The sequence below is a fragment of the Martelella sp. AD-3 genome, from assembly GCF_001578105.1.
In the GTDB taxonomy this organism is placed as follows: Bacteria; Pseudomonadota; Alphaproteobacteria; order Rhizobiales; family Rhizobiaceae; genus Martelella.
In genome coordinates this window covers 140,618-166,530 of record NZ_CP014277.1, presented here as the reverse complement: position 1 = coordinate 166,530, position 25,913 = coordinate 140,618, and the positions used below count along the sequence as shown (strand labels likewise).

Genomic DNA, 25,913 nt, shown 5'->3' with positions numbered 1-25,913 from the left:
ACACAACGTGCCGACCGAAAGCGCGATTTCAGAGGTCTCCGAAACCTACAATCTTTCAGCCTCTGCTCGATCGATCCTCCGAACGCTCCATGGCCCCGTCCCAGGCGAGGGCGCTCCGGTCATGGCTTATCTGACCCTTAAGGGCGGTGTTTACACCCAATATCTGATCAATGAGCTCGGCCCGATCGAGCTATGGGCGCTGTCCACGACATCCGAGGACACGGCCCTGCGGTCCATGCTCTATGACCGTCTCGGCTCGAAGCGCGCGCGCACCATTCTGGCCGCCCGGTTTCCCGACGGGTCCGCAAAGGCAACGATCGAACGCCGGCTCGGTGAGTTGGAAGATCGGGGTGTTGCCGTTGACGAGGGCAAGAGAGGCGATGTCATCCGCGATCTCGCAGATCAAATTGTGAAGGAGGCAGTAGCATGAGTTTTCGAAACGCAGCCTTGGCGCTTCTGTTGTCGTCATCGGCAGCCGTCGCGCAAGACACGGATGTAGCGACCAAATACATCACCTTCAACGATGTGGACGCGGATGCGACACAGGTCGCTCGCAAGATGTATGGGCGCTTCTATCGCATGGTCGAGGCCGAGCGCGTCTGGCTGGAAGAGCCGACCGAAAGCTATGACCAGATGGTGGTGCGCCTCGGCGACAACCGCAAATGCGATCCAAACTGCGGCGTTGTTGCTCTTTATTACAGCGAGCCGGACGCAATGTGGCTTGAAGTCTGGCGGGGCCTTGGCGATGCGGTTGGTATTGGAGACGTCGGCATGGATGGCATTCGCTCCATCCACGGCGACGACGGTCGTGTTTGGAAGTGGTTCAGCACGTCCTACTCGCCCCAGGTGCTGGGCGATGTTTACGAGTCCCGCGTCGCCACGGAAGATGAGAAGCGCGCCGCCTATGGCGTCCTGAATGCTCGATCGGCACCTCCCGAGGGCGTCGAGCCGCCTGAGTTTCTCGCATTTGACGTCGACCTGAAGAGCGGCGACGAAACCGTCATTACAGCGCGTTCCCTTTACTACTGCGGCAACGGTCCTTGCCCACTGATTGTCCTCGACGGCGATAACAAGGCGATCGCTAACTTCCGGACCTATGCCGAAGATTTCGCTCTCGAGCCAGATCGCGACGAGGAAGGTTACCGCCTGATCGAATTGTCGATCGACGACGGCATCGGCGTTTACAGCGTCGGCAGTGGTGAACGGGTCAAGACAATCGGTCTTATGCCTGTCCTGGAGGCTGGTCGGGAGAAGCCGCTATGAAACAGGTTATCTTGTGCTTATCCGCTTTTTCGCTCGGACTGGCATCGGTAGCGGCACATGCGGGATATCTGGATGCTCTCAAGGGACATGAGGGAGGCGACAGCTACTCGGTCATCAACAAAAAGGGCACCGCGCTCGGCAAGTACCAGATCACGGCCGGTACCTGGGCCACGCTCGGATATACCCAGGGATCTGGTGGCAACTGGTCTAACTACACCTTCACAGACAAGGCCCGCGCAGCCGGCGTCTCTTCGCTCGACGATCTCCGGTATTCCGAAGCCGGCAAGGCACTGCAAGAGCGTGCCGTGAACGAGCTGACTATCAGCAACTGGAATTCAATGAGTTCCCAAACACGCGGGCTGGTGGGTCAGACAGTCAATGGCGTGCAGATCACACAGGAAAGCCTTCTGGACGCGGCGCATTTTCTTGGCTCCGGCGCCCTGAATGATTGGGTCGCAAGCGGTTTTGATCCCAACGCGCTACCCGAGAGCTATCTCGCGGCCAATGGTCTGTCATCCTATGCGCAGCTGCAGGATCTCATCCTGAAGCGCATGGCATCCATCAACGGCAATTCATACGACGGTTTCGGATACACGAACAGCTATTCCGTCGGGGGAATGTACGGCGCGACCAGCGACTTTCCCGGCTTTGGATCAAAGCGGCCCGTTCTCATTCAGGAAGTGCCGCCATATCAGGGAGAAAAGAAAACGCTATGAAAAAGCTTGTATTGTTTTTTGCACCTGCCCTGATGCTGCACGCGGGATTGACCCATGCCGCAGAGGGAACGGACCAGATCGAACAGCTATTCGATTCCATGCTCGGCGGCCAAAGCGGCGCATGTACTGACACCGTTAAAATCAGTTTGACCGACGCAATCCGCGCAGGGATCGACACTGAGGTGGCGCGAAAGGAAGCGGCGCTTCAACAGCCGAAGCCCGTTGATGGCCTTGGTTGCCTGGACAACCTCATGAATCTGGACCTGGATATCGCCATTCAGGTTCCTGACGTGCAGGGCCTGTTCGATTCTGCATTGTCCAACGCAGAACAACAAATCTGCTCCTTTGCACAAGAAGCCTGGGACAAGGCCACGGAGCCCCTGACATCGGCGCTTCAGCTGCCGTCCTTCGACGGCATCTCGGTAGACAGCTTTACCAGCGGTTCCAGTGACGTGCTCGACTTCGGGTCCGTCAACATGGGCCTGTCACAGGGCGGCGATTATGGCGGCGACGCGGGCGTGAGAGATGCTGGCGCGAATTCGTTGCTGCGCGATACCTATCAGAAGCTCTATGGCACCGGAGGACAGTGATGAAACACCTGATTTATGGCTTGTTGGTATCGGTTGCGAGTGTCGGACTGGCGCAGACGGCTGAAGCAGCATGCTCCTGCGGTGGCGTGCGCAACATCGTTGCCCAATACAGCAACAAGACAATCCAGGACGTCAACGACCATACGACGGATGTCGGTCAGCAGATTGCGGACACGATCCTGAAAGGGGTCGCACAGCTGAGTGCCTATTCCAATCGATCCGTCGAGGCGCAAAAGCGCATCGAGGACGCAGCACAGTTGAATGACACGCTGCGGGCGCGTCAGGAGGCCCGCGGCCAGGCTGAGGGCGGTCGCTACGATCCGGCAGCCTCGGCCTGCTTCGACCTTTCCGGGCTGATGCAATTTGGCGGCGGAACTGCTTCCTATGGCGTCGGCGGGACAGACGTCTCCAATCTTTCGCGCAATCGCTCGCGTGGCAACGGCGCTGAGGGACAGGCCGTTTCCCAGGGCGGGCTTGCGATCGCCAATGCGATTATCAAAGACCGGGACGAGCTGGAAGATGTTGGCGGGTTCAAAGATCCGACGTCTGACATTCGTTTCTTGACCGATGCGCAGACGTTGGACACGTCCGAAGGTAAGGTCGCTCAGGCATATGCGCGCATGGTCAACAATATGGTTGACCCGATCCCGGCAAAGCCAATTACGGAAGGCGAAGCGAAGACGCCGGCCGGCAAGGCGCAGATGGCGGCGCGCCAGGTCGACGCGACACGTCGCTCAGCCTCTCACGCCATTCTTTCCTACCTTGGCGATCTGAGCGCGCCGACCGGCAGCAGCGAGCTCGCCGAATGGGCCAAAAAGGCCGCGCCGACCAACTATCCCTATGAGATTGGAGACAAGGTTTCGAAGCTTCAGGCTTTGGATATTTTCGTTGAAAGTCGCTTCCCGAATCCGGAATGGCATCAGGCGGTTGCCAAGATGTCACCAGAAGCCGTTGAACGCGAAAACCTTCTGACCAATGCCCTGCAGCTCTACGTCTCATGGGAGCGTTTCGGTCTCGAACGGCGACAGGCGGCCGCTCTGACAGCACTGCTCGCTCTTCAGCTTGACGAGCGCGACAGCAGGACAACCGTAATCCCGGTGAACGACTGATGAAAAGACGGCGGAACCGACAGGATGATCCGCACAAGACTGGCTGGCTTGCCCGACGCGGCGGCATGCACCAGCTTGCCTTCATCGTCACGTCCGGGTTTTCGGTCGGCATCGCGGCATGGGATATTATCTCCAGCACGATGCGACCGAAGCGCTATTCGCGTGACAGGTTCTTCAAGACGGACGAAGACGGCGGCATCTCCCGCTTCAAGGCCCAGACATCTGGAATGAGCCAAAAGGAAATCGACGACGATGCCCGCGCCTGGCTACGGGAGCGAACGGTTTACACGATCATCGCGTTTCTTTGTCTCGCTGCGATCCCGGCCATGTTTGCCTTCGGCATCTTCAGCATTTTCACGCTCATAGCACTCATCGTTTTGGCACTTTTGTTAGCGGCCAAGGCCATGAAAGCTGACTTTGCCTACTGGCAAATCCGACAGGGCCGTTTCGGCCCCTTTGCGGACTACCTCCAACACCGTCTTCCTTACGACATGCAGATAATCAGGAAGGATTGAACCTTGCGGCGATTTTTCAAAGGTCTGCCCCTGGCCTTCATCTTTACCAGTTCCGGCGCGTTCGCACAGGAAATCGATGTCGTGGACATTCTGTCCGGCGGCGGCGACGAACGGACGAACACCTATCTGAACATGATTTTTGGTCAGCTTTTTCCCGGCCCGAACGACAAAACCCTGATCTCGGTGCTGATCTCGGACTTCAATATTCTGTTCTTCGCCCTCGGTGCGATCCTGTTGGCCTACAACATTATTATCGGGACGATGGAATCGGCGCACCACGGCGAGGTCCTCGGCCGACGCCACTCATCGCTGTGGGCGCCGATCCGCACACTGGTCGCAGCAGCGCTGCTTATCCCGATCCCTGCCACAGGGTACAATGGCGTTCAGCATGCAGCCGCCTATCTGGTGCAGTTTGGAACGGGTACGGCATCCTACTTTTGGCAGAAGAGCGTGGATCTGGTGTTCAACGACCACATGCCGATCGTGGGCACGGACATGTCCCAAAAAGACGGTCAGTTCATTCAGGCTGTTTGGCGCATGGAGATGTGCCGGGCTGTCTACAACGCTGAAGCTGCAAAGGGCGGTGGCGACATTGCCGGCATTACCAAAAACTGGCGGACAACGGCCAGCGGCAGCTTGGCGCTCTCCTATGACATACCCAACTATCGGGGTGCGTGCGGCACGATCACGCTTCCTTCCGAAACAAAGGGTTTCCAAAGGATCGCTGCGTCGTCGGACAAAACGTACGCCGACTACGCAAAAGCCATGCGTGATGCAGTCAATCAGATCACCAACAATTATGCGCCGATGGCGGATTCGGTCGCCCTGGCCGTTTCTCAACGGCAACCTTTGCCCGACTATAGGGGTCTTGCAGATGACCTTGCGGAATGGCGCGAACTTCATGCCGACATCCTCAAAGACTATATCGCAACCGACAAACTTCAAAAGGATGTGCAATCCGCGGCGTCCGAAACAGAAACGATCAACATCAACGGCATCGGCGACAAGGAACAGAACATCGACCTGTCTGCCAGTCTGAAGGATGGCGGATGGCTGCAAGCGGGCTACTACTATCAGCTGATCAGCCGCTTTACCGCCGACGCTTCGGCCGTCGCGGGAGGAATTCCGCAGACAACACCCGGTGGCGCGATCGGAGCGACAGCCAATCCGAAAGGTCGGGTCGGAGAGTCTATTGCCTCGCAGTATGACGACGCCAACTGGTATCTGTTCGGTTCAGCCCAGGGAGACGCCACGAAATTCCTTGAGAGTTTCGCCGGCACCTACAATGGTGTCGTCGAATGGTGGAACGAGAGCGTCGCCCGAAGCGATGTACGCGCCTTTACCAACGAGCGCGCAGCCTTTGCGGATTCAACGGCCGATATGACATCCTATATGGTGTCTGCCGGCAATCTGTACGAAGCCTTCGACTTTCTGAACCCGGCTGCCAATGACGGCGACCCTATGGTGGGCCTGATCGCCGTCGGCAATCAGCTGGCGTTCTATAGCGGCGTCATCATGATTTCGCTCGCGGTGCTGGCAGCGGTGCCTTTTCTTGGACAGTCCGTGATCGCCTTCGCCGGCTTCCTCGGCTGGGTTTTGAGCGGAATCTCGGTTGCCGGCTACTTCATGGCGTTTGTGCTGCCAATGATCCCGACAGTGATTTGGGTCATCGGCGTGACGGCCTTCTTCCTGTTGGTTGTTGAGATGATCTTCGCCGCACCACTGTGGGCGATCGCTCACTTGTCGATGGAAGGCGAAGGTTTGGGCGGCCGGCAGGCCAGACGCGGATACGTCATGTTGCTGGCGCTGACGGCAACACCGGTGCTCATGCTCTTCGGTCTTCTTGTGGGCATGATCATCTTCCGGATTGGCGGAACGCTTCTCAACGGGGGCTTCTACTACGCCATCACCGCATCGCAGGCTCTGTCTGGTGACAGCTACACGCAAATCACCTGGTTCATCGGCATTTTGGCCATCATGGTGTTTATGCTCTTCGCATATGTCGTCATGCTGGAACGCTCTTTTGCCTTGATCGCCGAATTTCCTGGCAAGGTGTTTCGACTGATCGAGCCGGATGCCGTCAGCGATCTCGACACGCATGCAGCGATGCGTGCCAATGTTGCCGCCGGTGGAACAGCCGGTTCAATGGGCAGCCTGACGAGTTCAGCAGGCGGCGGCTTTAATAAAAGAATTGCAAGCAAGGCCCCTAAAACAAATGAATAAGGAAGGACAGGAAATGGTTGGCACCAACTCGCCCGTTTCAGTTCGGTTGGATGTCGATACGCGCGCGAGACTGAACGCCTTGGCTAATCGACTGAACTGCACTCCCCACGCGCTAATGCGTCAAGCCGTTGCTGAATTTGTCGAAAGGCGCTCGACGCCAGTTCCGGCTCAAACGCCAAATCAAAGCTGACAGTGGTCACGCGACCTTTGAGAACGGCCGACGAGGTCAGCCGGGCATTTCTAGTTTTCAGCGACTGGTCTGATCATGCTAGGCGCATATCAGGAGTCCCGGCTGCGCCGCCGCGTCAATTCCTGAGCTTTCCGATTGCATATGCTATCGGTCGACGAATACTGGACACTGAAAAGCTAAGAGAAGAATGGCGGAAAAGCGCCGCCGTTTCGGACATAGAAATCGTCTCCTCGTGTGCCCGAAAGCGGACATGTCTCCATGGCGACTTCAGTCGCCAGTGCGCCAGAAGCAACCCTTGCGGATGCGCGCGAAAAGTTGGAGGATTGGCGTAAGCACTATAATGAGGATCGTCCTCATTCGGCGATCGGATACAACGTCCCGATCGCGTTGCATAATCCCGGTGGCGCTGTCAGCCCGCCATCGTGATCAGAGCCGGAAAAATCTAACATCCGGCGGTCCAATAAATGGGCGCACTGCACATGATTGAGCAAACTCTACCTCAGAACGAGGGACTATGCGGTGGTACGCCAAGCTCAATAACCCGCCGCTTCGAGGTCGAAGCTGCGGAAACGCAGAGAGGATGCTCGATCAATTGCGCTTTCAGTCGACCTGATACAGTCGCAAAGGCAAGGTCGGTGTCGCGCTGTGTTGCAGGATGTGCTGGCGGAACTTCTCCGTCACAGCACCCCCAATGCAATGACCGACAGCAGGATGTAGCGGCCGGCCTTGGCGATCGTCACAAGAAGCAGGAAGCTCCAGAGCGGCTCGCGCAGCACGCCGGCTGCCATGGTCAGGGCATCGCCAACGACCGGGGCCCAACTGAGAAGGAGGCTCCAGCGGCCCCATCGATGATACCAGCATGTCGCCCGGTCGAGGGCCTTCTCGCTGACTGGGAACCATCGCCGTTGCCGGTACCGCTCGATCCAGCGTCCGAGCGCCCAGTTGACGGCGGAGCCGAGCACGTTGCCGATCGTGGCGACGACAATCAGCAGGACAGGTGGTTGCTTGCCGAGAACCAGCAATCCGACCAGGGCGGCTTCCGACTGGGCAGGCAGGATTGTTGCTGCGACGAACGCAATTGCGAAAAGCCCGGCGAGTGAGAACAACGCATCCACATTTCTGGTCAACGCGGGTGTGGCCATGCACCGGGCGTACCTAAGGCATTCATCTTAATGGCAAGCGCCGCCCGGAGCACCGCGCCGGCGTCTTTAGCACGATCACAGTGTGGCTGGCCATTCGCAAGAGATGCCCGCCGCCTTGGCGGGGAAGCGGGCAGTCTGATCCATGGCGCACATCAACGATGAAAGCATCGTGTGAGCGCCCCATCTGCCGGGACGCCCGTCCGACTCATGCCTGAACCGCTTCAGATCGATCCGTCGTAGTCCAGGTAGGCCATCATGCCGCTCGCCATGTGATAGAGGTGGTGGCAATGGAAGGGCCAGCGGCCGGGATTGTCGGCGGTAAAGGCGATATCCACCCTGGCCATCGGCGGCACATAGACGGTGTCGCGCACCGCGCCGTCCACAGCCCTGCCATTGATGCCGACGACCCAGAAGTGATGGCCGTGGAGATGCATCGGGTGGCCCATCATCGACATGTTGGTCATGGAAAGCCGGATGCTGTCGCCGCGGCGCGCGCGCATCCGGTCCGCGCCGCCGATCCGCCAGTCATAGCCGGTCATGCTGCCGGAAAGGACGAGGTCATAGGCGCGGGTGTCCGGACCGGTCGCGACGGGGGAAGGGCTGCGGAGCCGGCTTTCCAGCGAAAGATCCAGCACCGGCCCGTCTTCCGTCCCGAGGCCGGGGATCCGGGTGACGGCCGCGCCGCGTGTCGCCAGGATGATGCCGGTTCGTTCGCGCGCGCCTTCGCGCAGCGCCAGAACGGGAAAGGCCCCGCCTTCGGCCGGAACGTCGAGCATGATGTCGAGGCGCTGGCCCATCGATATCCCGAAACGCGTGCCGGAAACGGATTCGACCGGTTGGCCGTCGACCGCCGCCAGACGGCCGGGGAGTATGCCGGTGTCGATGGTGAAATTGGTCGCGGTGGCGCCGTTGATGATCCGCAGGCGCACCCGGCCGCCCTTGTCGACGGCAAACACCTCCGGATCGTCCAGCGTCCGGTCATTGGCGAGGTAGGCATCATAGTCGATGTCGTTCAGGTCCATCTGCATGCCGGACATCGCCATGCCTGGCATGCCGGACATGTTCTGCCCCTGCATCATCATGGCGTGGCCGCCCATCATTCCGCCATGGCCGCCGCCCGCTTTCAGACCGGCCAGCAATTCCTCGGGTGAGCGGAACGAGAAGTCGTGAAGCAGCACGACAACGTCTTGAACATCGGCCTTTCTGTCTTCCTCCGAAAGGACAATCAGCGGCGCAGCCAGCAGGTTCTGTTCCTGAAGCGTATGGGCGTGCATCCAGTGCGTGCCGCCGGCGGCGAGCGGAAAAGTGTAGCGGCGCTCCTGCCCCGGCTCGATCATCGGCGCCGGATTGTCTGGCACGCCGTCCATCTCCCATGGCGGCGTCAGGCCATGCCAGTGAACCAGCGTCGCTTCGCCGCTGTTGTTTGCAAGGCTGACATCGAAGGGGCTTTCCGCATCAAGGGTGAGGCCGGGCCTGCCGTCAGGCCCGACAAGGCCGAAGACGCTGGCGGACCGTCCGTTCACCTCGATATTGCGGTTGGTGATCTGAAGGTTGATGGGCGTCTGCTGCGCCTGCGCGGGGCTGGCCCAGGTGATAGGCAGGCCGGAGCCCAAGGCCGCCGCGCCAAGCGCGAGCCTCTGCATGAATTGTCTGCGATACATGATCGTTCTCCCGATGGCCGGTCGTCGGACCGGCATTGTCACATGAAGGATGGCCGGCATGGCCGGCGGTTCATGCGCGCAAGCGGGGAGGCTCGAGATCGGGCGGAACGGGATGGCCTTTCAGGCGCGCGGAGAGATCAGGGAAGGTCAGGTCCCTGACAACGCGCGTGAGAAGGCTCGAAGGCTGCCCCGGCGCGATGCCGGTGGGCAGGCCGCAGGCCGCAAGGCAGCACGCCTTTGCGCCGTCGGTCCGATGGTCCATGTCATGCGGGGCGCCGGCGGGCTGCGCGTGGTGCATCGCGACTTCCGGCATCGTCGCGCAATGCGTGGCGGCGCTACCCACGGAGGGTGAAAGCACGCCGAGAAGCATGGCCGTGACGATGCACAGCACCTTCACCGCCGCTCTCATTGTCCGCATGTACCCCATGTCCAATCCATTCACCGTGCGCTGCCGACGGAAACCTTATGCGCCCCGGCGACCTGAAGACAATGTGGGTCGATCGTGGCCGATCTTGGGCCGTGTTCCGGCGTGCTGCGGGTCCCGACGCATAAACATCCTAAAGCTTCGTCGCCCGCAGCCTCAGCGCATTGCCGATGACCGAGACCGAGGACAGGCTCATCGCCGCAGCCGCGACGATCGGCGACAGCAACAGGCCGAAGAAGGGGTAGAGGATCCCGGCGGCGAGCGGCACGCCCGCAGTGTTGTAGACGAACGCGAAGAACAGGTTCTGGCGGATATTGGCCATGGTCGCCTCGGCAAGGTGACGGGCGCGCACGATGCCGGTCAGGTCGCCCTTGACCAGGGTGATGCCGGCGCTTTCGACCGCGACATCCGCGCCGGTGCCCATGGCGATCCCGACATCGGCCGCCGCAAGCGCCGGTGCGTCGTTGACGCCGTCGCCCGCCATGGCGACCGCGCTGCCGTCGCGGCGCAGGCGCTCGATCAGGTCGTGCTTGTCCTGCGGGCTCACCCCGGCATGGACCTCGTCGATCCCGAGCGTCTGCGCCACGGCTTTCGCGGTTGCTTCGGCATCCCCGGTCGCCATCACGATGCGCATGCCCGCCTCGTGCAGCGCGCGGATCGCATCCGGCGTGGTGTCCTTGATGCGATCGGCAACCGCGACGATGCCGGCCGCCTGGCCATCGACGGCGACGTACATGGCGGTCTTGCCCTCGCCCTGCAACGCGGCGACGCGTTCCCGCAGGGCGCTGACATCGATGCCTTCCGCTTCCATCAGCGCGGCGTTTCCAAGCGCCGCCTTGCGTCCGTCGACCGTCCCGGTCACGCCCTGGCCGGTGATGGCGTCGAAATCACTGCTTTCGCGTTCCGGCGCTTCCGCCTCCCGTGCGCCGGCGACGATCGCTTCGGCGAGGGGATGCTCGGAGCCGCTCTCCAGCGCTGCCGCAATCGAAAGCAGGTCCAGGCGGTCGAAGCCGTCCAGCGGCTCGGCATCGGTGAGGGCCGGCTTGCCCTGCGTCAGCGTGCCGGTCTTGTCGACCACCAGCACGTCGACCTTGGAAAAGCGTTCCAGCGCCTCTGCGTCGCGGATCAGCACGCCCGCATTCGCGCCACGTCCGGTGGCGACCATGATCGACATCGGCGTCGCAAGCCCCAGCGCGCAGGGGCAGGCGATGATCAGCACCGAAACCGCCGCGACGAAAGAATAGGAAAGGGCGGGCGAGGGGCCGAACGCCAGCCAGGCCAGAAAGGCGATCACCGCCACCGCGACGACGGCCGGCACGAAATAGGCCGCCACCCGGTCCGCCATCGCCTGGATCGGCGCGCGCGATCGCTGTGCCTTGGAGACCATGTCGACGATCCGGGAGAGCGTCGTCTCCGAGCCGACGCTTTCGGCGCGCATCAGGAAGCTGCCATTCTTGTTGAGCGTGCCGCCGGTCACCGGCTCGCCCTCGCTCTTTTCAACCGGCACAGGCTCGCCGGTAATCATGCTCTCGTCGACCGACGAGCGGCCTTCGACGACGACGCCGTCAACCGGCACGCTCTCGCCGGGCCGCACGCGCAGCATGTCGCCCGCCTGCAGCGTTTCGACGGGCACATCCTCCTCGCCGCCATCGGTGACCTTGCGCGCGGTCTTCGGCGCGAGATCCAGCAGCGCCCGGATCGCGTCGCCGGTGCGTTCGCGCGCTGCAAGCTCCATCACCTGGCCGATCAGCACCAGCACAAGAATGACGGCGGCGGCTTCGAAATAGACCGGGGCCATGCCCATTGCGTCGCGCATCGCCGCCGGAAACAGGCCGGGCGCGACGAGCGAGACGACGGAGAACAGATAGGCCGCCCCGGTTCCAAGCGCGATCAGAGTCCACATGTTTGGACTTTTGTTTTCGATCGAGGCCCAGCCGCGCTCGAAGAACGGCCAGCAGATCATCAGCACTGGCGTCGCCAGAGCGAATTGCAGCCAGCCGAACAGCGTGTGACCGAACCAGTCCTCGAAGGGCAGGCCCAGATGGCTGCCCATCTCGAGAATGAAGACGGCGAGCGCCAGCGGCGCGGCAATCATCAGTCTGCGCCTGAAATCGACATATTCGGGATTGGGGCCAGCATCGGCGGAAGGCGTCATCGGCTCCAGCGCCATGCCGCATTTCGGGCAATTGCCGGGGTGATCGCGCACGATCTCGGGATGCATCGGGCAGGTATAGAGCGTGCCCTCAGGCTGCGCTTCGGCCTCTGCGTGCTCGGCGGTGTAGTGCTCCGGATCGGCTTCGAACTTCGCCTGGCAGCCGTTGGAGCAGAAGTAATAGTTTTCGCCGCCGTGTTTGACCACATGGCTGGTGCTGGCGCGGTCGACCGACATGCCGCAGACCGGGTCGCGCGTCACGGTCTCACCCGTAGTATTTCCGCTATGGCCGGACACGCCTCCGTGGCTCATGTGCGAGTGCTGCATTCGAGGCCTCCTGATAAGTGCGTTTTCCAACATATGGAGATTCCAGCAACTGGAAGGTCAAGGCCGGATATGTCAACTTTTATAAGACGGAGCCAAATCGCAAAATTCTTCCGGCGACTACAGGGAAGCAAGATTCCGAGGCAAGGGCTGAAGCCGCGAAGCCCTTTGTTGGAGCTATCGGAGCGTCTTGATCAAAACAGAATTTTTGCCCGACAAACGTAATGCGTCAAGGCTGAGCGGCTCAACGCTTTTTGGAATCGAACCTTGCAACACCTGAAGCAGCCCATCAGAATGACCATATACCTGGAGCTCAGCGGACGCGCGAAAGGCTTCTTTTCGCCTCCAAGCTGGTCGTTCGCGATTGTGGCCCCAGGTGCCGCAAGTAGCCATTCGCTGCGCTCTGCTAAAAGGTGCAGATAGGGCGGGGAAGCGGAAGTTCGCTGCGGAAGGAATGAACGACCGCAATGGGCCGTGCATGACGCGGGCACAAGCCTGGTCACCGCAATCATTGCCGCGGCCGCCGCAGGTAGGCTTCGAGCTCGCTGTGTCCCTTACGGAACGCCACCCTATTTCCCAATTTCGATTTTCAATGATAATTGGAGTGTTCTTTGGGAGATCGGTGTGGAGCGAGAAGCAAGCTGTTCGTGTCGTAGCCTGAAAGTGCTTTGCACTGGTGAGCCGGAACTTGTCTCGCTTTGCCACTGCATTGCCTGCCAAAAGCGTACTGGCGCCCTTTATGGAATTGCAGCCTTTTTTCCAAAAGGAAGCATCAAGGTCAGTGGGAGTTACAAGAGTTATCGGCGTTCTTCAGACGCTGGTTTTGAATTGGTTTTCCACTTTTGTGAGAACTGTGGCTCAACTGTTTTCTGGGAGCCGTCACGAAAACCGGACATGGTCGCAATTGGCGTTGGTTCGTTCGGTGAACCAGGTTTTCCGAAACCCAGCAAAGAAGTCCACCCTGAGTCCCGTCACGAGTGGGTCGAGCCACTTGATCTGACACCGCGCTAATGGCCGATTTTTCCGCTCGATGGCCTCTGGAGGTCACCCGTCTTCGCAGATGCAATAAACGGCGGCTACGGCGGCCTACGCCGTAGCGTCATATTATCAGGTAAATGTCAGCAAGCGTAGCAGCACGCAATGTAGGATGATGTCCGCTTTGCCGTCTGGCGATCCGGAAACCTGCCTGACGGTTTACGGCCCCATTCCGGTCATTCCAAAACCAGGCCAACTATGGAATCTGAATAGAGTGAGGACCATCACCCATTCTGCAGATGCTAATTAAAGAATGAAGTACCGATGAATTACGTAGGCGAGCTTCCATAGCGACAGGATAGCCGCTGCGGCGAGAGCGATCAAAAACAGCATAAGCCAGTCATGATTTGCAATAGCAGTCTCAATGATGTTCAGAAATTTCAAGAACAACAGGCCGAAGGATAGAGCAACAGCCGCCATCGCGGCGGCGGCCGGCAAGCAGAGAAGCAAGATGATTGGCCAATAGACAAGCTTTCGAACAGCACGTTCTCCGACGCCGGCCTCATAGTTCTTATGATCCCTGACGGGGCGAAGGTACTTTGGAATTTGCATATTTTCCTCCTTCGTCATCAGCGGCCGTCAGTGGCGCGGCAGCAATCGCCTGAGGTCGTCATACGAAACCTTGCCCTCATCAACTTTCTGTTGGGCCGCATCATGCATGGAGCGGGCAAGAACGCGGTCGGCCGACTCCTGCATCAGACGGCTCACGGCTTTCGGCCAGTCGCCGATAGGAACAGAAACAAACTGATCGCGCACATAGTCGTCAAACAGCAGATACTCGCGCAATGGCACGCGGCCGCGATGGTCGCTGGTGCGGACCAGGTGTTGAACGACGAAGAGCTGGAGCGACGTGATCAGGTCGAACGCGCGCGCATCGCGTTCTTCGGCCGGGAAGTTCACGACCATGCGCCGCAAGCCTTCCGCGACCGATCCCGCATGCGTGGTGGTGTAAACCAAGTGGCCGGTCAGACTGGCCTCCAGGCAACCCTCAAGGGAGGCTTTGTCGCGGGCCTCGCCGAGCGAAATAATATCAGGCGCGCAGCGCAGCGCCGCCCACACTCCGTCGCCGAACGACGGCAGGTTGCGCCCTTCGCCGATCTCCGACTGCTCAATGGAAGACGCGCAGTCGCTGTGATCCGTCAGCACGTCGGAATAGGTGAACTCGATAGGCGCCTGCAGATCGACGATCGCTTTCGGATCGGCCGTGTTTTCAAGATGAAAGCGCGTGATCCCGGCAAGCGTCGTGGACTTTCCCTGGCCGGTCGCGCCGGCGACAACGACAATGCCATGCTGAGGCGACATGTACGGGCGGACCTCACTATCGAGTCCGACATCATCGATCGTTGGCGTCTTTGTCGGCAACGGTCGCATCGTCATGGAAATGCCGTCGCCAGCACCTTTCATCACGCCCTTGGCGTTCACACGGAAACGCTGGCGCCGGTGACGGTCAATCGGAACCTCGAACGAGAAATCCAGAGGTCGCCCTTGCCGCAAGATGCTGAAGGCATCTTCCGACCGCCACATGTGGCTCAGGATACTCAAGACCTCTGAGGCGTTCAGAGGTTTTGCGGTCGCAAAATGCTGCGTGCCATGCATCTTGATCCGAATACGACTGTCCGTCTGTATCCGGATGTCCGACGCCCCTTTGATCGAGGCCCCGACCAGCAACTGCTGAAACGGGTCCATGTCACCGTCAAAACGCAACGGCTCATGGTTCAGAACGCGCGCATAGGGCTCCTTCGGATCGTAGGCGTCTTCCGTCAAATTCGATAGATCAACCGCCGGCATTACTTGGCCACCTGAAAACGTCTCTGGATCGGCTTCCATCGGGCCGGGTTTTTGACGAACCGGGCAGCATCATCGATCTCGACACGGCGCTCGCCAATATAGAGCTCGTCGACATTACCGGCCGCGCGCGTCTCACTCGACTTCAGCACGAGGTTGGTAATGAGACCTGCTTCCACTGCCTTGCGATACTCGACCATGCCGAGATAGTCGCGCCGCAACAGGTTCATGTTTTCCTGCAATGCGGCGTCGGCCTGTTGCTCGCCCTGCGCCCAGCCTTCATCAAGATACTGCGACCAGATTTTCGTTTCATCGTCATCCTGCGGCAACAATCGATCGTCAGGCTCACGCGGCGTATCGAGCGGGAGCACAAGATAGTCGCGCCAGGTCGGCAGAATGGCGACCAGTCGACCGGGCTCCTCGATGCGGTAGTATTCGTCGGCGGCAACACTCTTGCGGCCGTTGTCGGTGACGTTGATCGCCGCCGTGGCGCGGGTGATCACCGGCGGCAACACGTAGCCTGTTTCCCGCGGCGCCTTGAATGCGACCCGGTTGAAATTGAAGGTTTCCGAGAGCTTGACCGATTCACGCTCTAGATCGTTCATGATCTCCCAACTGCGCCGCTCAAATCCTGCTTGCGCACCATAGGCAAGTGCAGCGTCCCGGAGGACCGAATAGCGCTGCTCCTCAACCTCGGTCCCGCCAGGCTTTCCGCGTTTGGCCCGGGAAGCAAACTGCTTGTAGGACAAAGGCGCATATCGCGGACTGGTGAGGTCATCAGGGCCACCGAGCTGCGGGACAGGCGGCGGTTGCGGTGTTTCGTCCTTCATGGTTGCGCATGAAGACAAAAACGCGGCCATCAGAATGCCTGTCAGCGCCATGGCACGATTGCGACGGTGAGAAAGGGGCTGGCTCACGGCTTGAGATCCTCCCGATGCGGGATCGGGCTTTGCTCAGGGCGAGCGTAATAGATCGTCATGTGTCTGGCACCCTGATCGATCACAAGGCGCGCTCGCCCTTTCGCCTGCCCGTAGGCTTCCCGAAGCAGTCCCAAGGCCGTCAGATTGTAGAAATTGGTCGAGATCAAAATCGGAGCGCCGGACTTTTCCCCGGACACCGACACGCTGTAGTCCACTTCGTTGGCAACCCGCGTTGTCAGCTCATCCAACGTTCCCTGCCATTCGGCATCAACGATCTTCATGAGCGGGCCTTGGGCAATCTCCGGATTGCGCACCTCAACCGTATTCGTAGCGCGCGGCTCCAGGACATTTTGATAGAGCGCTGCGTCGTTCAACTCCCTTCGAACGAGATGGACTTGATTGTCGATGTAATTGATCGTAGGGGAATCCGACGGAACGTCTCTTGTGCTGGTACAGCCAGCGAGCACAGCCAGTGCCAGGCTGATCGCGATGCGCATGGGGAAACCTCTTGCGGTGCGGAAATTGCAGCGTATGACATCCGCAATTCACCACAACGGCCTCCTTGATGCAACATCAAAGGGAACAAAAGAGGCGGTTAGTCGCCGCTTTTGCCAATCCTGGGGCGCTCATCTCCCAATAGAATGATACTGCGACTTCTCCTGCTCAAGACGAATTTCGCGCCGCTGTGTCCGTTCAATCTCGACACACCTGTCATAGGCCGTACAGATCTGGTGGGCATCACGATAGATCCTCGATCTTGCTTCTGGAGAAAGCTCCGGCATTGCGCGTGCGATCATATCTTGCGCCGGCACACCGCTGCTGTCGCCAAAACGCGCGCTGATGTCATGAGCGACACCCCGCAGCTGGCCGATGGCTTCGCTGTCGTCGATCACGGCCCTTTCAAGTGCGCGACGTTCGTCAGAGCGCTCCGGCAGACTGGACGCTTTTGCCAGGGCGGACAGCACATCTTTGGCGGCCGTCGACAGCCCGTCGATCGGCGCGGCCATCTGGCTCCGCAGCTTCCTCTCAACCTCTTCAGCGCCTTTGATACTAACCTTGAGTGACCGGACAAAATCGCCGGCACTGCTGGTTGCAGGAAGCACGGCTGCAAGTGCCGTTTTCCGGTCCTCATCGGGCCGGCCGAGAAAGTTGGTCTTGCCACGCAACTCACCAAGAGACGCCGGGTTCTCACGCATTGATCTGAGAACCTGACTGGCGTCTCCGTCGCTCATCACCGCGGCAGACACCTTGTCGAGGATCGGGGCGGGATCGCGCCAGACCTTGCCCATGTTCTTGAGTGCGGATTGGCACAGCGACTTGGTGACGGCCGCCTGATTGGCCGGATCACGGGCAACGGCTTCGACCGAGGCGGGCCATTGCGTCACGGCCGGAATAAGCGGAACATCGGGAAGGCGATAACGTGCCCGTTCCTGTTCATAATCGGCCTCAAGGCCAGCATCGCGTCGCTCCGTGACCATGGCGGACGCAACATCAACGCGGCTCTTGTCGTCCGCGGCCAGCTGACCGACATGCACGAGCTGCCAGTTTGCCTTGATGAAGGTCTGCGCCGATGGCGGAAGATGTGCGACAAGCGATTGTAGCTTGTCCTCATCCGGATCGCGTCCAAGAGACCGGACTTCAACCGGAGAAACCAGCGCTGCGATCTGTTCATTGAACATGACAAGATCGGTTGCGGACGACATCTGCGTCAGCTCAGTTTCGGCAGCCCGGAACCAGCGCCCACGCTTGCCGCTGTAGCCTTTGGTGTTGCGGTCCACCTCCGAAAGCCGGGAAAGCGCCTGACTGACCGCCGGCGTCAATTCGGGAATCCTGATCTCCCTTTCGGCTTCAACAGGCCGCGCGCCGGCGGCAGGCGGGACATTCGGCGATACGTCAACGGCTTGCGGACGCGCAAGCGAAAGCCGTTCGGAAATTACCCTGAACCGTTCCGCAATATCCGAGAACCGTGACCGCATGGCATTGAGCGATCGACGCCAAAGATCGCGCAATTCGCCAATGTCCGGAAGATCGCGCCGACGCACAAATGCTTCGCGTTCGAGCTGATAGTCGGGCGTATGCTCATAGGCCAGCGTTGAATCCTTGAGCCGGTCTAGCGACAGCGTGTCTAGCAGATTCCTGGTTTCAGGAAAGTCATTCCGGCCGGCATAAAGCGCCACCGTTTCGCGATGGCGCGAAAGCGCGACATAGGAAAGCTGCGCATCCATCATCTGTGTGGCAAGCACATGCACCCGGTCGACAGTCGCCCCTTGAGACTTATGGATCGTGGTCGCGTAGCCATAATCAACGTTGTTGTAATGCTCATGGTTGACCGTAACGGCCCTGCCATTGTCGAGCCGAACATCAAGAATGCCGTCATTCGCCTTTTCCACGGTCGCCAGCATTCCGTTCTTGACGCCAAGGTCGCGATCATTTTCCAGGAACAACAGCCGGTCGCCAACGGCAAAAGCGCGCGGGCCACGCACCGCGTCAAACGTCACTTCGTTTTGAAGCCCCCCGTGCTCCTTGATGGTATGGCGTGCCAGCTCATTCAGACTGAACACTGCATCCTTGGTATGCGCCAGCATCAGCGTATCGGCGCCGGCACGCCAATCAGCTCCCCATGCACCAACCAATTCAGACATGGCATCATCACGATTGCCCTGGATATGAATGTGTCCGTTGTCGGCATAGGCTTGAAGCGCCGCGCGGCTGTCACCGCGACCGAATGCCAGGGAAGCGTCCCGCATCCATGTTTCGCTTTGACGGCGCACCTCGGTCAGTTCGACAAACCCGGTATTATCCGCAATGGCGCGAAACGCAGCGCCAGCCTGAATAGGCTGAAGTTGCCGCGCATCTCCGACAAGAATAAGCTTGGCCTGTGCCGCGTTCACCGCGTTCACCAACATCGCCATGTCGTTCGATGAGACCATTCCGGCCTCGTCCAGAACGAACACGTCGCCTTTCTGAAGGCGGCGTCTGTCTTGCTCCCATGACATGCGCCAGGACGCCAGCGTCCGGCTCTCGATACCCGCAGATTCAGACAAGCCCTCGGCCGCCTTGCCGGCAAGCGCACCGCCAACAACACGCCGCCCCTGCCCTTCGTAAACCTGCCGCACGACATCCATCACCGTGGATTTACCAGCACCGGCATAGCCGACCACCGTCGAAACGCCGCGATCGGACGTAACGGCGCGAACCACCATTGCCTGTTCGTCGGAAAGAGAAAATCCATGCGATTTCGAGAATTCCGCCAGCGCCTTCTCGACGCGCCGCGGCGGTGCACCGAACGATTGATCCGTCGCGCGCTGACGGACGCCATCGATCATCCGCGCTTCCATCTGCAGGACTTCTCGCGTGGTCATCTTCTCCCGCTCAAGAAGCTTGTTCGTGAACGGGTCGCGGATTTCCTGGGAAAGCGTCACAAGGTTTTCGAGCGCACCGACCCGGAGGAAAAGCCCGGAAAATTCTTCAGAGGTTGACGCATACCGGTGGATGAACTTCGCAACATCGCGCTCATCGAAGACGGATTTTTCCGCCGTGATCATTTTCAAAACAAGCGAAGGATCTTCCGCCAGCTTGCGGAAATTCTCATGCATGACCTGTTGGTGCTGCTGCACCATCTCGGTCTGAATGCCGCGCGCCTCCATGTCGTCAACGGCGGGACCGCGATGCGTCGTCGGCTCCAGCGGAATGTCCCGATCTTCAAAGCTGCGATGGTCGACCGTTGCGTCATAGCCATGCTCGACCAAATGACGATTGACCTCCTGTGACCACGCCGCGCGGATCTCGGGAAGCCGATCCTTCCATCCCGCGAAATGCTGATAGACGATTTCCCCTTTTTGGCCCTCCACCTTTGGCGGCCTTCGAACCGGTTCACCGTCACCATCAAGAATCGGAACCCGCTTTGGGCCAAAGCCTGTCTCGGTCAGCGGCCGCAACGAAACCATGATGTGAACATGCGGATTGCCTGTCGCATCATGATAGTTCCAGTCTGCGACCTGCCCGCGCGCCGCGAATTGATCCCGCACAAAGTCACGAACCAGAGCCTTGTTCTGCTCTACGGACAACTCAACGGGCAGCGCGACGACGAACTCATGCGCGAGTTGAGCGTCATCGCGCTTTTCACTGGTTTCGACACGATTCCAGAAATGCTCGGCAAACTGATGTGGCGAATATCGATCATGCCACGCATGTATCCACCGTGGGACGCCTTCCGGCAATGCGACTTCACTGTGGATACAGCCCTTCTTTCGGCTGTAGTCGGCAGTCTCGCCGGAGCGCGCAACGTTCATATGTGTCGCGTGGCGATATGCAGCGGCAACAACTGCACTCTGCCCTTTGCCACGAGATATCTGATGAGCGCGCAAGTGATAGATCGCCATGACACGCGACTACCATCTTACATTGTTGAAAACAATGTATAAGTGCGCATTTAACAAAACGATCGTTTTGTTCGCATGACGGAGTGCGGCATCGGCTCCGCCGATTCACCTTACATTGCATGGATCTATTTTCATGCATCATTGATGTTTACAAACATAGAACATCTCTGCAATCTTCTTACCGTTCAATGCCGAAAAGGAGAAAACACATGGCCCGCGCCAAATCCCCTTCCGCGATCCGTGACCAGATCAGAACTCTGCAAAAGCAGTTGCGCGAAGCTGAAGAAAAAGAAGCACTCAGGATTGGACAAATCGCCATGAAAGCAGGCGTCGAAACCCTTGATCTTTCGGAGAATGAACTTGAGGCGGCATTTGCCGAGATGGTTCATTCCTTTCGTTCCGGGCGGGAGAATGAGCAGCGACCTTCTGACGTTGCGCAGAACGCTTAGCAACCTGCAAAGCGAGTATAGAAAAATGCGCAAGCGCGAACGAAGCGAAGACACCCGCCACAAGATCGAGCTTGGTGGACTGGTCATCAAAGCAAGCCTCGGAGATGAAGACCGCGCCTACATTCTTGGCGTTCTGCTGACAGGAAATCGGAGAAAGGGTGACGCTCGACTTCGCGAACAAATGATCAAGCTGGGTCGGGAGGCGTTGCGCCAATGATAACCAAACCCAGACGTTCCGAATTTGCTATTCTACTCTATGCCGGTCTCTTCCTTGTGGGCATTTCGGCACTTGTCTGGGTTTATTTTTTTGCGCTTCGATCGTGGAACGCCACGAACGGATCGGCCTACCGCCTATCGGTTTCGCAGGCGATCGACTGCCTCAAATTCTGGTCCCCCGACCTTTGCCGCAATCACTTCATTGAATCTTTTGGCTACGCCCCGGACAACCTGGTTAAACTCCAATGGCTGGTGACTGCCACGCTTGCGGTCGGCATCATATCCATTGCGATCGGCGGCTATGTTGCTTTCCTAATGCCGCCGGATAAATGGATCAAGTCCGGTCGGACTGTCGCAGGCATGCCCGAACTGCTGCGGGCCGCAAAGGCGGAAAAAATCGACAGCAGAGACGGCCTTCACTGGTTCAATGGATGGCGGCTGGCGCTCGAACGTGAAGTGCGACACTTCATCATCTTTGGCTCCATAGGCGGCGGCAAGACACAAACCATGATCGGGCTGATCGTCTCGGCGATCGCGCGACATGACAAGGTTCTCGTCTTCGATATCAAGGGAGACTTTACCGAGAAGCTGCCTCCAACGATCAAGCCGGATGGTTCCAGGGTGCAGCCAATCATCATTGCTCCGCAGGATCGGCGTTCCCATGTTTGGGATATCGCCAAGGATTTGCGCATTGCAGAGGATGCCGTTGAGCTGGCCACGCGACTGATCCCTGAATCAAGAGATCGGTTCTTTTCCAACTCGGCCCGGGCCGTGCTGGCCGCGTGCACCATACGCCTGATGCATGAGAACCCCGGAAGGTGGACGTGGGCCGATCTGGTGGCCGAGACGCGCCGTGACCGTCTGGAACTTCTTGAGGTCGCGCATCGCTATCACCCCGATGCGGTTCGCTTTCTGGACGCTGACTATCGACAAGTCGCCTCGACGCTTTCGACGCTCACCGCTGATACGAACACGCTGCGTCTGCTGGCAACGGCGTGGGCGAATTATGAAGGTCTGGAACGTTTTTCGTTACGCGACTGGCTGCTCTACAAGACAGATAGGCGCACCGTCATCCTGCAGAAGTCCGGCCGGTTTTCTGACCAGTCTGACGGCTGGATCAGCGCATTTCTCACCATTGCCTCCGGCATCGTGTCCGATCCGGAACTTGGCGACGCCAAGCTCCGTCGCATCTGGTTTTTCGTCGACGAATTCGCCCAGCTGCCGAAGATCAGCCGGTTTTCAGCGCTACTCGATATCGGGCGATCGAAGGGGGTTTGCGTGTGTCTCGGCGTTCAGGATATTGCACAGATCCGTGACACCTATGGGCGCGAACGCGCCGATGCATGGATGTCGATCGTCGGAACGAAGATCATCGCCAAAGTGAATTCGGGACCGACCGCGCAGCGACTTGAAAGCGATGTCGGTCAGGCCACAGTGGTCTATAGTCGTCGTGAGCCACGCGGAAACGGGCTGGAATGGGTGCGCGACGAGCGGCGCGAGAACACGATTGAGCGCTCCGAATTCGAGACGCAGCTCGGGCCTCGCAAGAACGGCATCGATGTCCTCGTCACGGGCATCGGCGAGGACGTCTACAAGGTGCGCGTTCCCTATACCACCCTCCCCCATGTGCGAGATGCGCAAGAGCCGGCGCAGTGGACCCTCGACCTTATCACTGTCAGCCGACTTGAAGGCGCCGCAGCCGACGACAACGCCGAGACCGGGAAGACGGACAGTGACGCAGGCTATCCGAAGGAAGCGATCGACGTTCTTGAGGGAATGGAGCCCATCGGCAAGCCCAGGAACACATCGATGGTGGTAGGCGACACGCTTGACTTGTTCGACGGACAACTGCCGGGGGTCTGAAGATGTTGGGCCAGTTTGACCTTTTCCCGACAGAAGTGCTCCTACGCCGCATCGAGCCGGACACCAACAAGTGGCGGTTCTATCATCTCAGTATCGAGGGCGGCCTGTTCGGAGACTGGTGCCTTGTGCGCCGCTGGGGCCGGATCGGGACCAGCGGTCAACTGAAGCTTGATTGGTTCACCTCGGCCGGACAGGCCCATGATGCCCTTGGTGTTCTTGAGCAAAGCAAGCGCAAGCGCGGCTACCGCGACTGAGGCGCGAAACGCGCCCTTCGACGCGTGGTCCGCCTCCGGCAACCGCACCAGCATCAATCAGCCTACTGCGCAGTAGAGCGGCACCAATAAAATCAGGAAGCTGTACTATGTTCGGGAACGTTCGATGCTGCCCCAGCGGACACCGCTGGAACAACCTGAATTTTAAGATCGAGCGCTTTGGCCACTTTCATCAAAGTTGCCATTGTCGGGTTCCCGTTGCCGGAAAGCGCGCGTGAAAGACCCTCCCGCGAAAGCCCGGTGTCACGCGCCAACTGGCTCATATTGCGCGCCCGCGCAATGGTTCCAAGAACGACAGCGATATATTCAGGATCGTCTCCACCTTCTTCCATCGCGGCATCCAGGAAGGCAGCAATATCCTCGTTGGTTTTCAGGTAATCGGCCGCATCGAAACGGCTAAAAACTTCCTTTGCCATAGTTTCAATCCTTCCACTCGTCGGCCAGCATTTTTGCGGCCTTGATGTCCTTTTTCTGGGTCGACTTGGCGCCACCGCAAAGCAAAACGATAATCAACTCGCCGCGCCTCATATAGTAAACTCGATATCCCTTGCCGTAGTGAATGCGAAGCTCGGAAATTCCCGATCCCACGGGCTCCACATCACCGGGATTGCCCATTGAAAGTCGCACGAGGCGAGCGGCGACCTTTGCGGCTACAGTTCGGTCTTTCAGGCTCGAAAGCCAGCGATCAAATGTTGCCGTTTTGATTAACTCGGCCATATGCCTACTATAGGTCACACTGAGCCAAATTGCAAACTATAAGTCACAGCCTGCTCATGATACGTGTTCATGCAGCATTGCTCGATTTGTCGGTTTGATAGTTTTCCTGACTTCAAGCTTTCTATTTTGAACTGGCGCACGGAATAGCAGCTTCAGCGCTCAAAATATTCGGCTTTTCGGGTGTCGGCTAGAGAACAGGAAGGCTGACAGCCTTCCTGAAACTGACCTCATTCGAGGTCAGCGTTCCAGGCCGCTATGTCCTGCTCAAACTGAAGCTCCTCTGCTGCTACCAGTGCTTCCAGCTTTTCAAGTTCTGCTTCAGCATCCTGCCGCTCGCCCTTCGAGAAGTCGCAGTTCGTCAGCTCGGCGCGAAGTTCATTGATCTGATCGATAGTCGTCATGTTTCCGTCTCCTTTTGTTGACGGAAACCGGCCACCGGTGATCGCAGGGCAGTGTCAATGATCGCGAAGCGACCGGCAAGGCCGGTGAATGGGGGTGCCGATTTTGTTGCTGCCCGCCGGGCAGCGGCAAAATTGGGGGCACCGTTCGTCATTGACGCTGACTAAGGAGCCGTACGCTATCCCGGCAAAAAAAGAAGAGAACCGCGGCCCCAACGGCCGCGACCGAATCCGGCGTCCAGCCGGCAATCTACGCCGCGAGACCGCGAAGATGGGATTTTAGCCGCGGCCGTGCCCAAAGTCGTCGTCACGCCCCCTACCCTTTCGGGCGTTCGCGCGGGTCTTCTGTGGCGTTTCGAACGTCACATGCTGCCCTTGTTCGGGCAAAGGCCTTGGCAGGTCCTTTGTCTTGCCGACGAGAATATTCTGCTTGTCGTGCATCATGAAATCTGACCCGCCAACCCCGACCAGGACGCCATCATAGCGACGGCCAGGCTCGGTCGTTGCCATATAGCGATTTTGCCAATCAAAGCCTTGCGAGGTCAGAAATTTCTGTGCCTTCTCCAACGCCTGCACGCGTTCGGGATCAGAGATCTCGCGGAACAGGCGCTTGAAGGCATCGACATCGCCGCGTTCATGACCGGCAATACTGGCCTGCGCCATGCGTTCGGCCGACACGACATCAAAGTTAAGCTCGTGACCGGCGTTCTTCGCCAGCGCAGTCATGAACTCCCTCTGCGTCCGGCCATTGCCTTCGCGAAACGGATGGATCGAGTTGAGCCGATTGAAGTAAACTGCGGCCTGATCGGCAAACGTCTCCCGGTCGAGATCGCGCAGGAGGTCTTGACCGCGCAGGTCCTCGGAAAATCGGTCCAGCGCGCTGGGAATGGCCGGGCCGATCGCGAATTGCTCGCCGTCGATCTTCTGCATGGCCGGCATGGTCGCGACCGTGCCGTCAGAAAGCTGAACCCGCTCATCGCGGGTTCGCCCGGCCCATTCATAGACGTCCTGGAAAAGATGATGGTGAAGCGCTCTCAGGTGCCGAGCGTCGAAGGTCGGCTGCGGCCCGCCCCCAAGACGCAGTTCGATGAGACGGCCGGCAACACGTTCAGCCTCAACGGCAGAGAGTTTGTCGGGATCGGTTAAGCCATCGATGTTCTTGAGGGTGCCGTTTTCGTAAGCGTAGTTCGTCATCCGTTGGCGGCGCGAAACTCTTTCAGCATCGGAACGATATCGGTGGCCTCGATCTCGCCGCGAATGAAAGCCTTGAAAATGTGATCGGTGGCAGGATCGCGCTTCAGGCCTTCCATGGCATTGGAGTGATCGGCGCTGTTGACCAGCCGGCGCCGCTTTTTCATCTCGGCATCGGAGATGCGCGCTTTCTCAAGGGTGCTCGCCATGGTCTTTTCCTTCTTAAGATCGGTGCGGTTTTACAGGCAGGCCGGTCTTCCTAGAATCTCTCAACCCTTGAACCGGCACGGTCCTGCTATGCACTCTCGCTCCTGGACGACAAATTCAGCGTAAGTCTATTGACCACGCCAACTATACCAGAATCGGAAGAAGAATT

28 protein-coding genes are annotated in these 25,913 nt (G+C 59.1%); 14 read left to right on the top strand and 14 right to left on the bottom strand.

Annotation, left to right across the window (positions count from 1 at the left end; translation table 11 throughout):
* Positions 1-121: 121 nt before the first annotated feature.
* The 9 genes from AZF01_RS23315 to AZF01_RS23755 all read left to right on the top strand — a co-directional run bounded on the left by AZF01_RS23315 (position 122) and on the right by AZF01_RS23755 (position 7,032).
* A complete protein-coding gene (locus tag AZF01_RS23315) occupies positions 122-430 on the top strand; it encodes a hypothetical protein (protein WP_036236420.1) in 309 nt (102 codons plus the stop codon).
* The gene (locus AZF01_RS23310; protein ID WP_152534474.1) at positions 427-1,263 is read left to right on the top strand and encodes a hypothetical protein; all 837 of its coding nucleotides are present in this window, start codon (positions 427-429) and stop codon (positions 1,261-1,263) included. The genes AZF01_RS23315 and AZF01_RS23310 overlap by 4 nt, the downstream gene beginning before the upstream one ends.
* Positions 1,260-1,979 (top strand): hypothetical protein, encoded by a 720-nt coding sequence (locus AZF01_RS23305; RefSeq protein WP_024707199.1) that lies wholly within the window; start codon positions 1,260-1,262, stop codon positions 1,977-1,979. The genes AZF01_RS23310 and AZF01_RS23305 overlap by 4 nt, the downstream gene beginning before the upstream one ends.
* Positions 1,976-2,569: a hypothetical protein gene (locus AZF01_RS23300; protein ID WP_024707200.1), complete on the top strand. Its 594-nt coding sequence runs from the start codon at positions 1,976-1,978 to the stop codon at positions 2,567-2,569. The genes AZF01_RS23305 and AZF01_RS23300 overlap by 4 nt, the downstream gene beginning before the upstream one ends.
* On the top strand, positions 2,569-3,678 hold the full coding sequence (locus tag AZF01_RS23295; protein ID WP_024707201.1) for a hypothetical protein: 1,110 nt from the start codon (positions 2,569-2,571) through the stop codon (positions 3,676-3,678). The genes AZF01_RS23300 and AZF01_RS23295 overlap by 1 nt, the downstream gene beginning before the upstream one ends.
* The gene (locus AZF01_RS23290) at positions 3,678-4,193 is read left to right on the top strand and encodes a hypothetical protein (protein WP_024707202.1); all 516 of its coding nucleotides are present in this window, start codon (positions 3,678-3,680) and stop codon (positions 4,191-4,193) included. The genes AZF01_RS23295 and AZF01_RS23290 overlap by 1 nt, the downstream gene beginning before the upstream one ends.
* Positions 4,194-4,196: 3 nt before the next feature.
* The gene (locus AZF01_RS23285; protein ID WP_024707203.1) at positions 4,197-6,416 is read left to right on the top strand and encodes a DotA/TraY family protein; all 2,220 of its coding nucleotides are present in this window, start codon (positions 4,197-4,199) and stop codon (positions 6,414-6,416) included.
* Positions 6,409-6,606 (top strand): ribbon-helix-helix domain-containing protein, encoded by a 198-nt coding sequence (locus AZF01_RS24790; RefSeq protein ID WP_081725712.1) that lies wholly within the window; start codon positions 6,409-6,411, stop codon positions 6,604-6,606. Before AZF01_RS23285 ends, AZF01_RS24790 begins: the two co-directional genes overlap by 8 nt.
* Positions 6,607-6,840: 234 nt before the next feature.
* Positions 6,841-7,032 carry an integrase core domain-containing protein gene (locus tag AZF01_RS23755; protein ID WP_371260724.1) on the top strand — a complete coding sequence of 64 codons (192 nt, stop codon included), beginning with the start codon at positions 6,841-6,843 and terminating at the stop codon, positions 7,030-7,032.
* A gap of 251 nt (positions 7,033-7,283) precedes the next feature.
* Here the strand turns inward: AZF01_RS23755 and AZF01_RS23280 are convergent, their stop codons facing one another.
* The 4 genes from AZF01_RS23280 to AZF01_RS23265 all read right to left on the bottom strand — a co-directional run bounded on the left by AZF01_RS23280 (position 7,284) and on the right by AZF01_RS23265 (position 12,312).
* Positions 7,284-7,748 (bottom strand): YqaA family protein, encoded by a 465-nt coding sequence (locus AZF01_RS23280; protein ID WP_051424013.1) that lies wholly within the window; start codon positions 7,746-7,748, stop codon positions 7,284-7,286.
* Between the two features lie 221 nt (positions 7,749-7,969).
* Positions 7,970-9,409: a multicopper oxidase family protein gene (locus AZF01_RS23275; RefSeq protein ID WP_024707205.1), complete on the bottom strand. Its 1,440-nt coding sequence runs from the start codon at positions 9,407-9,409 to the stop codon at positions 7,970-7,972.
* A gap of 70 nt (positions 9,410-9,479) precedes the next feature.
* Positions 9,480-9,827, bottom strand: coding sequence for a hypothetical protein (locus AZF01_RS23270; protein ID WP_152534475.1), 348 nt, complete (start codon positions 9,825-9,827; stop codon positions 9,480-9,482).
* A 139-nt stretch (positions 9,828-9,966) separates the two neighbouring features.
* On the bottom strand, positions 9,967-12,312 hold the full coding sequence (locus tag AZF01_RS23265) for a heavy metal translocating P-type ATPase (protein WP_036236427.1): 2,346 nt from the start codon (positions 12,310-12,312) through the stop codon (positions 9,967-9,969).
* 471 nt (positions 12,313-12,783) lie between these two features.
* Here AZF01_RS23265 and AZF01_RS24785 point away from each other — a divergent pair, with 471 nt between their 5' ends.
* Positions 12,784-13,320 (top strand): GFA family protein, encoded by a 537-nt coding sequence (locus AZF01_RS24785; protein WP_371260723.1) that lies wholly within the window; start codon positions 12,784-12,786, stop codon positions 13,318-13,320.
* Positions 13,321-13,590: 270 nt separating this feature from the next.
* Here AZF01_RS24785 and AZF01_RS23260 read toward each other — a convergent pair whose 3' ends face one another.
* The 5 genes from AZF01_RS23260 to traA all read right to left on the bottom strand — a co-directional run bounded on the left by AZF01_RS23260 (position 13,591) and on the right by traA (position 20,431).
* Positions 13,591-13,914, bottom strand: coding sequence for a hypothetical protein (locus tag AZF01_RS23260; protein ID WP_024707208.1), 324 nt, complete (start codon positions 13,912-13,914; stop codon positions 13,591-13,593).
* A gap of 9 nt (positions 13,915-13,923) precedes the next feature.
* On the bottom strand, positions 13,924-15,132 hold the full coding sequence (locus AZF01_RS23255) for a type IV pilus twitching motility protein PilT (protein ID WP_018065853.1): 1,209 nt from the start codon (positions 15,130-15,132) through the stop codon (positions 13,924-13,926).
* Positions 15,132-16,046 (bottom strand): type IV secretory system conjugative DNA transfer family protein, encoded by a 915-nt coding sequence (locus AZF01_RS23250; protein ID WP_244435528.1) that lies wholly within the window; start codon positions 16,044-16,046, stop codon positions 15,132-15,134. Before AZF01_RS23250 ends, AZF01_RS23255 begins: the two co-directional genes overlap by 1 nt.
* On the bottom strand, positions 16,043-16,546 hold the full coding sequence (locus AZF01_RS23245; RefSeq protein ID WP_018065851.1) for a DotD/TraH family lipoprotein: 504 nt from the start codon (positions 16,544-16,546) through the stop codon (positions 16,043-16,045). The genes AZF01_RS23250 and AZF01_RS23245 overlap by 4 nt, the downstream gene beginning before the upstream one ends.
* 129 nt (positions 16,547-16,675) lie before the next feature.
* Complete coding sequence (traA, locus tag AZF01_RS23240; protein ID WP_081725716.1) at positions 16,676-20,431, bottom strand: Ti-type conjugative transfer relaxase TraA; 3,756 nt, start codon at positions 20,429-20,431, stop codon at positions 16,676-16,678.
* A 209-nt stretch (positions 20,432-20,640) separates the two neighbouring features.
* Here traA and AZF01_RS23745 point away from each other — a divergent pair, with 209 nt between their 5' ends.
* The 4 genes from AZF01_RS23745 to AZF01_RS23215 are packed head-to-tail and all read left to right on the top strand — an operon-like array spanning position 20,641 to position 23,213.
* Positions 20,641-20,880: a TraC family protein gene (locus AZF01_RS23745; RefSeq protein WP_152534476.1), complete on the top strand. Its 240-nt coding sequence runs from the start codon at positions 20,641-20,643 to the stop codon at positions 20,878-20,880.
* Positions 20,843-21,097: a conjugal transfer protein TraD gene (locus tag AZF01_RS23225; protein ID WP_085986569.1), complete on the top strand. Its 255-nt coding sequence runs from the start codon at positions 20,843-20,845 to the stop codon at positions 21,095-21,097. The genes AZF01_RS23745 and AZF01_RS23225 overlap by 38 nt, the downstream gene beginning before the upstream one ends.
* Entirely contained in the window at positions 21,094-22,959 is a 1,866-nt protein-coding gene (locus AZF01_RS23220) for a type IV secretion system DNA-binding domain-containing protein (RefSeq protein ID WP_081725718.1), read from the top strand. Before AZF01_RS23225 ends, AZF01_RS23220 begins: the two co-directional genes overlap by 4 nt.
* A 2-nt stretch (positions 22,960-22,961) precedes the next feature.
* Positions 22,962-23,213, top strand: a complete 252-nt coding sequence (locus AZF01_RS23215; RefSeq protein WP_024707213.1) for a WGR domain-containing protein — start codon at positions 22,962-22,964, stop codon at positions 23,211-23,213.
* A gap of 92 nt (positions 23,214-23,305) precedes the next feature.
* Here AZF01_RS23215 and AZF01_RS23210 read toward each other — a convergent pair whose 3' ends face one another.
* The 5 genes from AZF01_RS23210 to AZF01_RS23195 form a co-directional block, all read right to left on the bottom strand.
* Positions 23,306-23,647, bottom strand: a complete 342-nt coding sequence (locus AZF01_RS23210) for an addiction module antidote protein (RefSeq protein WP_018065844.1) — start codon at positions 23,645-23,647, stop codon at positions 23,306-23,308.
* A gap of 4 nt (positions 23,648-23,651) precedes the next feature.
* Positions 23,652-23,948, bottom strand: coding sequence for a type II toxin-antitoxin system RelE/ParE family toxin (locus AZF01_RS23205; RefSeq protein ID WP_024707214.1), 297 nt, complete (start codon positions 23,946-23,948; stop codon positions 23,652-23,654).
* 227 nt (positions 23,949-24,175) lie between these two features.
* On the bottom strand, positions 24,176-24,349 hold the full coding sequence (locus AZF01_RS24370) for a hypothetical protein (RefSeq protein ID WP_197489683.1): 174 nt from the start codon (positions 24,347-24,349) through the stop codon (positions 24,176-24,178).
* Between the two features lie 276 nt (positions 24,350-24,625).
* Positions 24,626-25,540: a Fic family protein gene (locus AZF01_RS23200; RefSeq protein WP_018065841.1), complete on the bottom strand. Its 915-nt coding sequence runs from the start codon at positions 25,538-25,540 to the stop codon at positions 24,626-24,628.
* Entirely contained in the window at positions 25,537-25,746 is a 210-nt protein-coding gene (locus AZF01_RS23195; protein WP_018065840.1) for an antitoxin VbhA family protein, read from the bottom strand. The genes AZF01_RS23200 and AZF01_RS23195 overlap by 4 nt, the downstream gene beginning before the upstream one ends.
* Between the last annotated feature and the right edge of the window lie 167 nt (positions 25,747-25,913).

Excerpts from the sequence above, each read along its gene's own strand:
- AZF01_RS23260 (WP_024707208.1), bottom strand. The coding sequence starts at position 13,914 with ATGACGAAGGAGGAAAATATGCAAATTCCAAAGTACCTTCGCCCCGTC.
- traA (WP_081725716.1), bottom strand. The coding sequence starts at position 20,431 with ATGGCGATCTATCACTTGCGCGCTCATCAGATATCTCGTGGCAAAGGG.
- AZF01_RS23195 (WP_018065840.1), bottom strand. The coding sequence starts at position 25,746 with ATGGCGAGCACCCTTGAGAAAGCGCGCATCTCCGATGCCGAGATGAAA.
- AZF01_RS23205 (WP_024707214.1), bottom strand. The coding sequence starts at position 23,948 with ATGGCCGAGTTAATCAAAACGGCAACATTTGATCGCTGGCTTTCGAGC.
- AZF01_RS23225 (WP_085986569.1), top strand. The coding sequence starts at position 20,843 with ATGAGCAGCGACCTTCTGACGTTGCGCAGAACGCTTAGCAACCTGCAA.
- AZF01_RS23220 (WP_081725718.1), top strand. The coding sequence starts at position 21,094 with ATGATAACCAAACCCAGACGTTCCGAATTTGCTATTCTACTCTATGCC.
- AZF01_RS23295 (WP_024707201.1), top strand. The coding sequence starts at position 2,569 with ATGAAACACCTGATTTATGGCTTGTTGGTATCGGTTGCGAGTGTCGGA.
- AZF01_RS23255 (WP_018065853.1), bottom strand. The coding sequence starts at position 15,132 with ATGCCGGCGGTTGATCTATCGAATTTGACGGAAGACGCCTACGATCCG.
- AZF01_RS23270 (WP_152534475.1), bottom strand. The coding sequence starts at position 9,827 with ATGCGGACAATGAGAGCGGCGGTGAAGGTGCTGTGCATCGTCACGGCC.
- AZF01_RS23210 (WP_018065844.1), bottom strand. The coding sequence starts at position 23,647 with ATGGCAAAGGAAGTTTTTAGCCGTTTCGATGCGGCCGATTACCTGAAA.
- AZF01_RS23215 (WP_024707213.1), top strand. The coding sequence starts at position 22,962 with ATGTTGGGCCAGTTTGACCTTTTCCCGACAGAAGTGCTCCTACGCCGC.
- AZF01_RS23745 (WP_152534476.1), top strand. The coding sequence starts at position 20,641 with ATGGCCCGCGCCAAATCCCCTTCCGCGATCCGTGACCAGATCAGAACT.
- AZF01_RS23290 (WP_024707202.1), top strand. The coding sequence starts at position 3,678 with ATGAAAAGACGGCGGAACCGACAGGATGATCCGCACAAGACTGGCTGG.
- AZF01_RS23300 (WP_024707200.1), top strand. The coding sequence starts at position 1,976 with ATGAAAAAGCTTGTATTGTTTTTTGCACCTGCCCTGATGCTGCACGCG.
- AZF01_RS23200 (WP_018065841.1), bottom strand. The coding sequence starts at position 25,540 with ATGACGAACTACGCTTACGAAAACGGCACCCTCAAGAACATCGATGGC.
- AZF01_RS23315 (WP_036236420.1), top strand. The coding sequence starts at position 122 with ATGGCTTATCTGACCCTTAAGGGCGGTGTTTACACCCAATATCTGATC.
- AZF01_RS24370 (WP_197489683.1), bottom strand. The coding sequence starts at position 24,349 with ATGACGACTATCGATCAGATCAATGAACTTCGCGCCGAGCTGACGAAC.
- AZF01_RS23245 (WP_018065851.1), bottom strand. The coding sequence starts at position 16,546 with ATGCGCATCGCGATCAGCCTGGCACTGGCTGTGCTCGCTGGCTGTACC.
- AZF01_RS24790 (WP_081725712.1), top strand. The coding sequence starts at position 6,409 with ATGAATAAGGAAGGACAGGAAATGGTTGGCACCAACTCGCCCGTTTCA.
- AZF01_RS23310 (WP_152534474.1), top strand. The coding sequence starts at position 427 with ATGAGTTTTCGAAACGCAGCCTTGGCGCTTCTGTTGTCGTCATCGGCA.
- AZF01_RS23305 (WP_024707199.1), top strand. The coding sequence starts at position 1,260 with ATGAAACAGGTTATCTTGTGCTTATCCGCTTTTTCGCTCGGACTGGCA.
- AZF01_RS23280 (WP_051424013.1), bottom strand. The coding sequence starts at position 7,748 with ATGGCCACACCCGCGTTGACCAGAAATGTGGATGCGTTGTTCTCACTC.
- AZF01_RS23265 (WP_036236427.1), bottom strand. The coding sequence starts at position 12,312 with ATGCAGCACTCGCACATGAGCCACGGAGGCGTGTCCGGCCATAGCGGA.
- AZF01_RS23275 (WP_024707205.1), bottom strand. The coding sequence starts at position 9,409 with ATGTATCGCAGACAATTCATGCAGAGGCTCGCGCTTGGCGCGGCGGCC.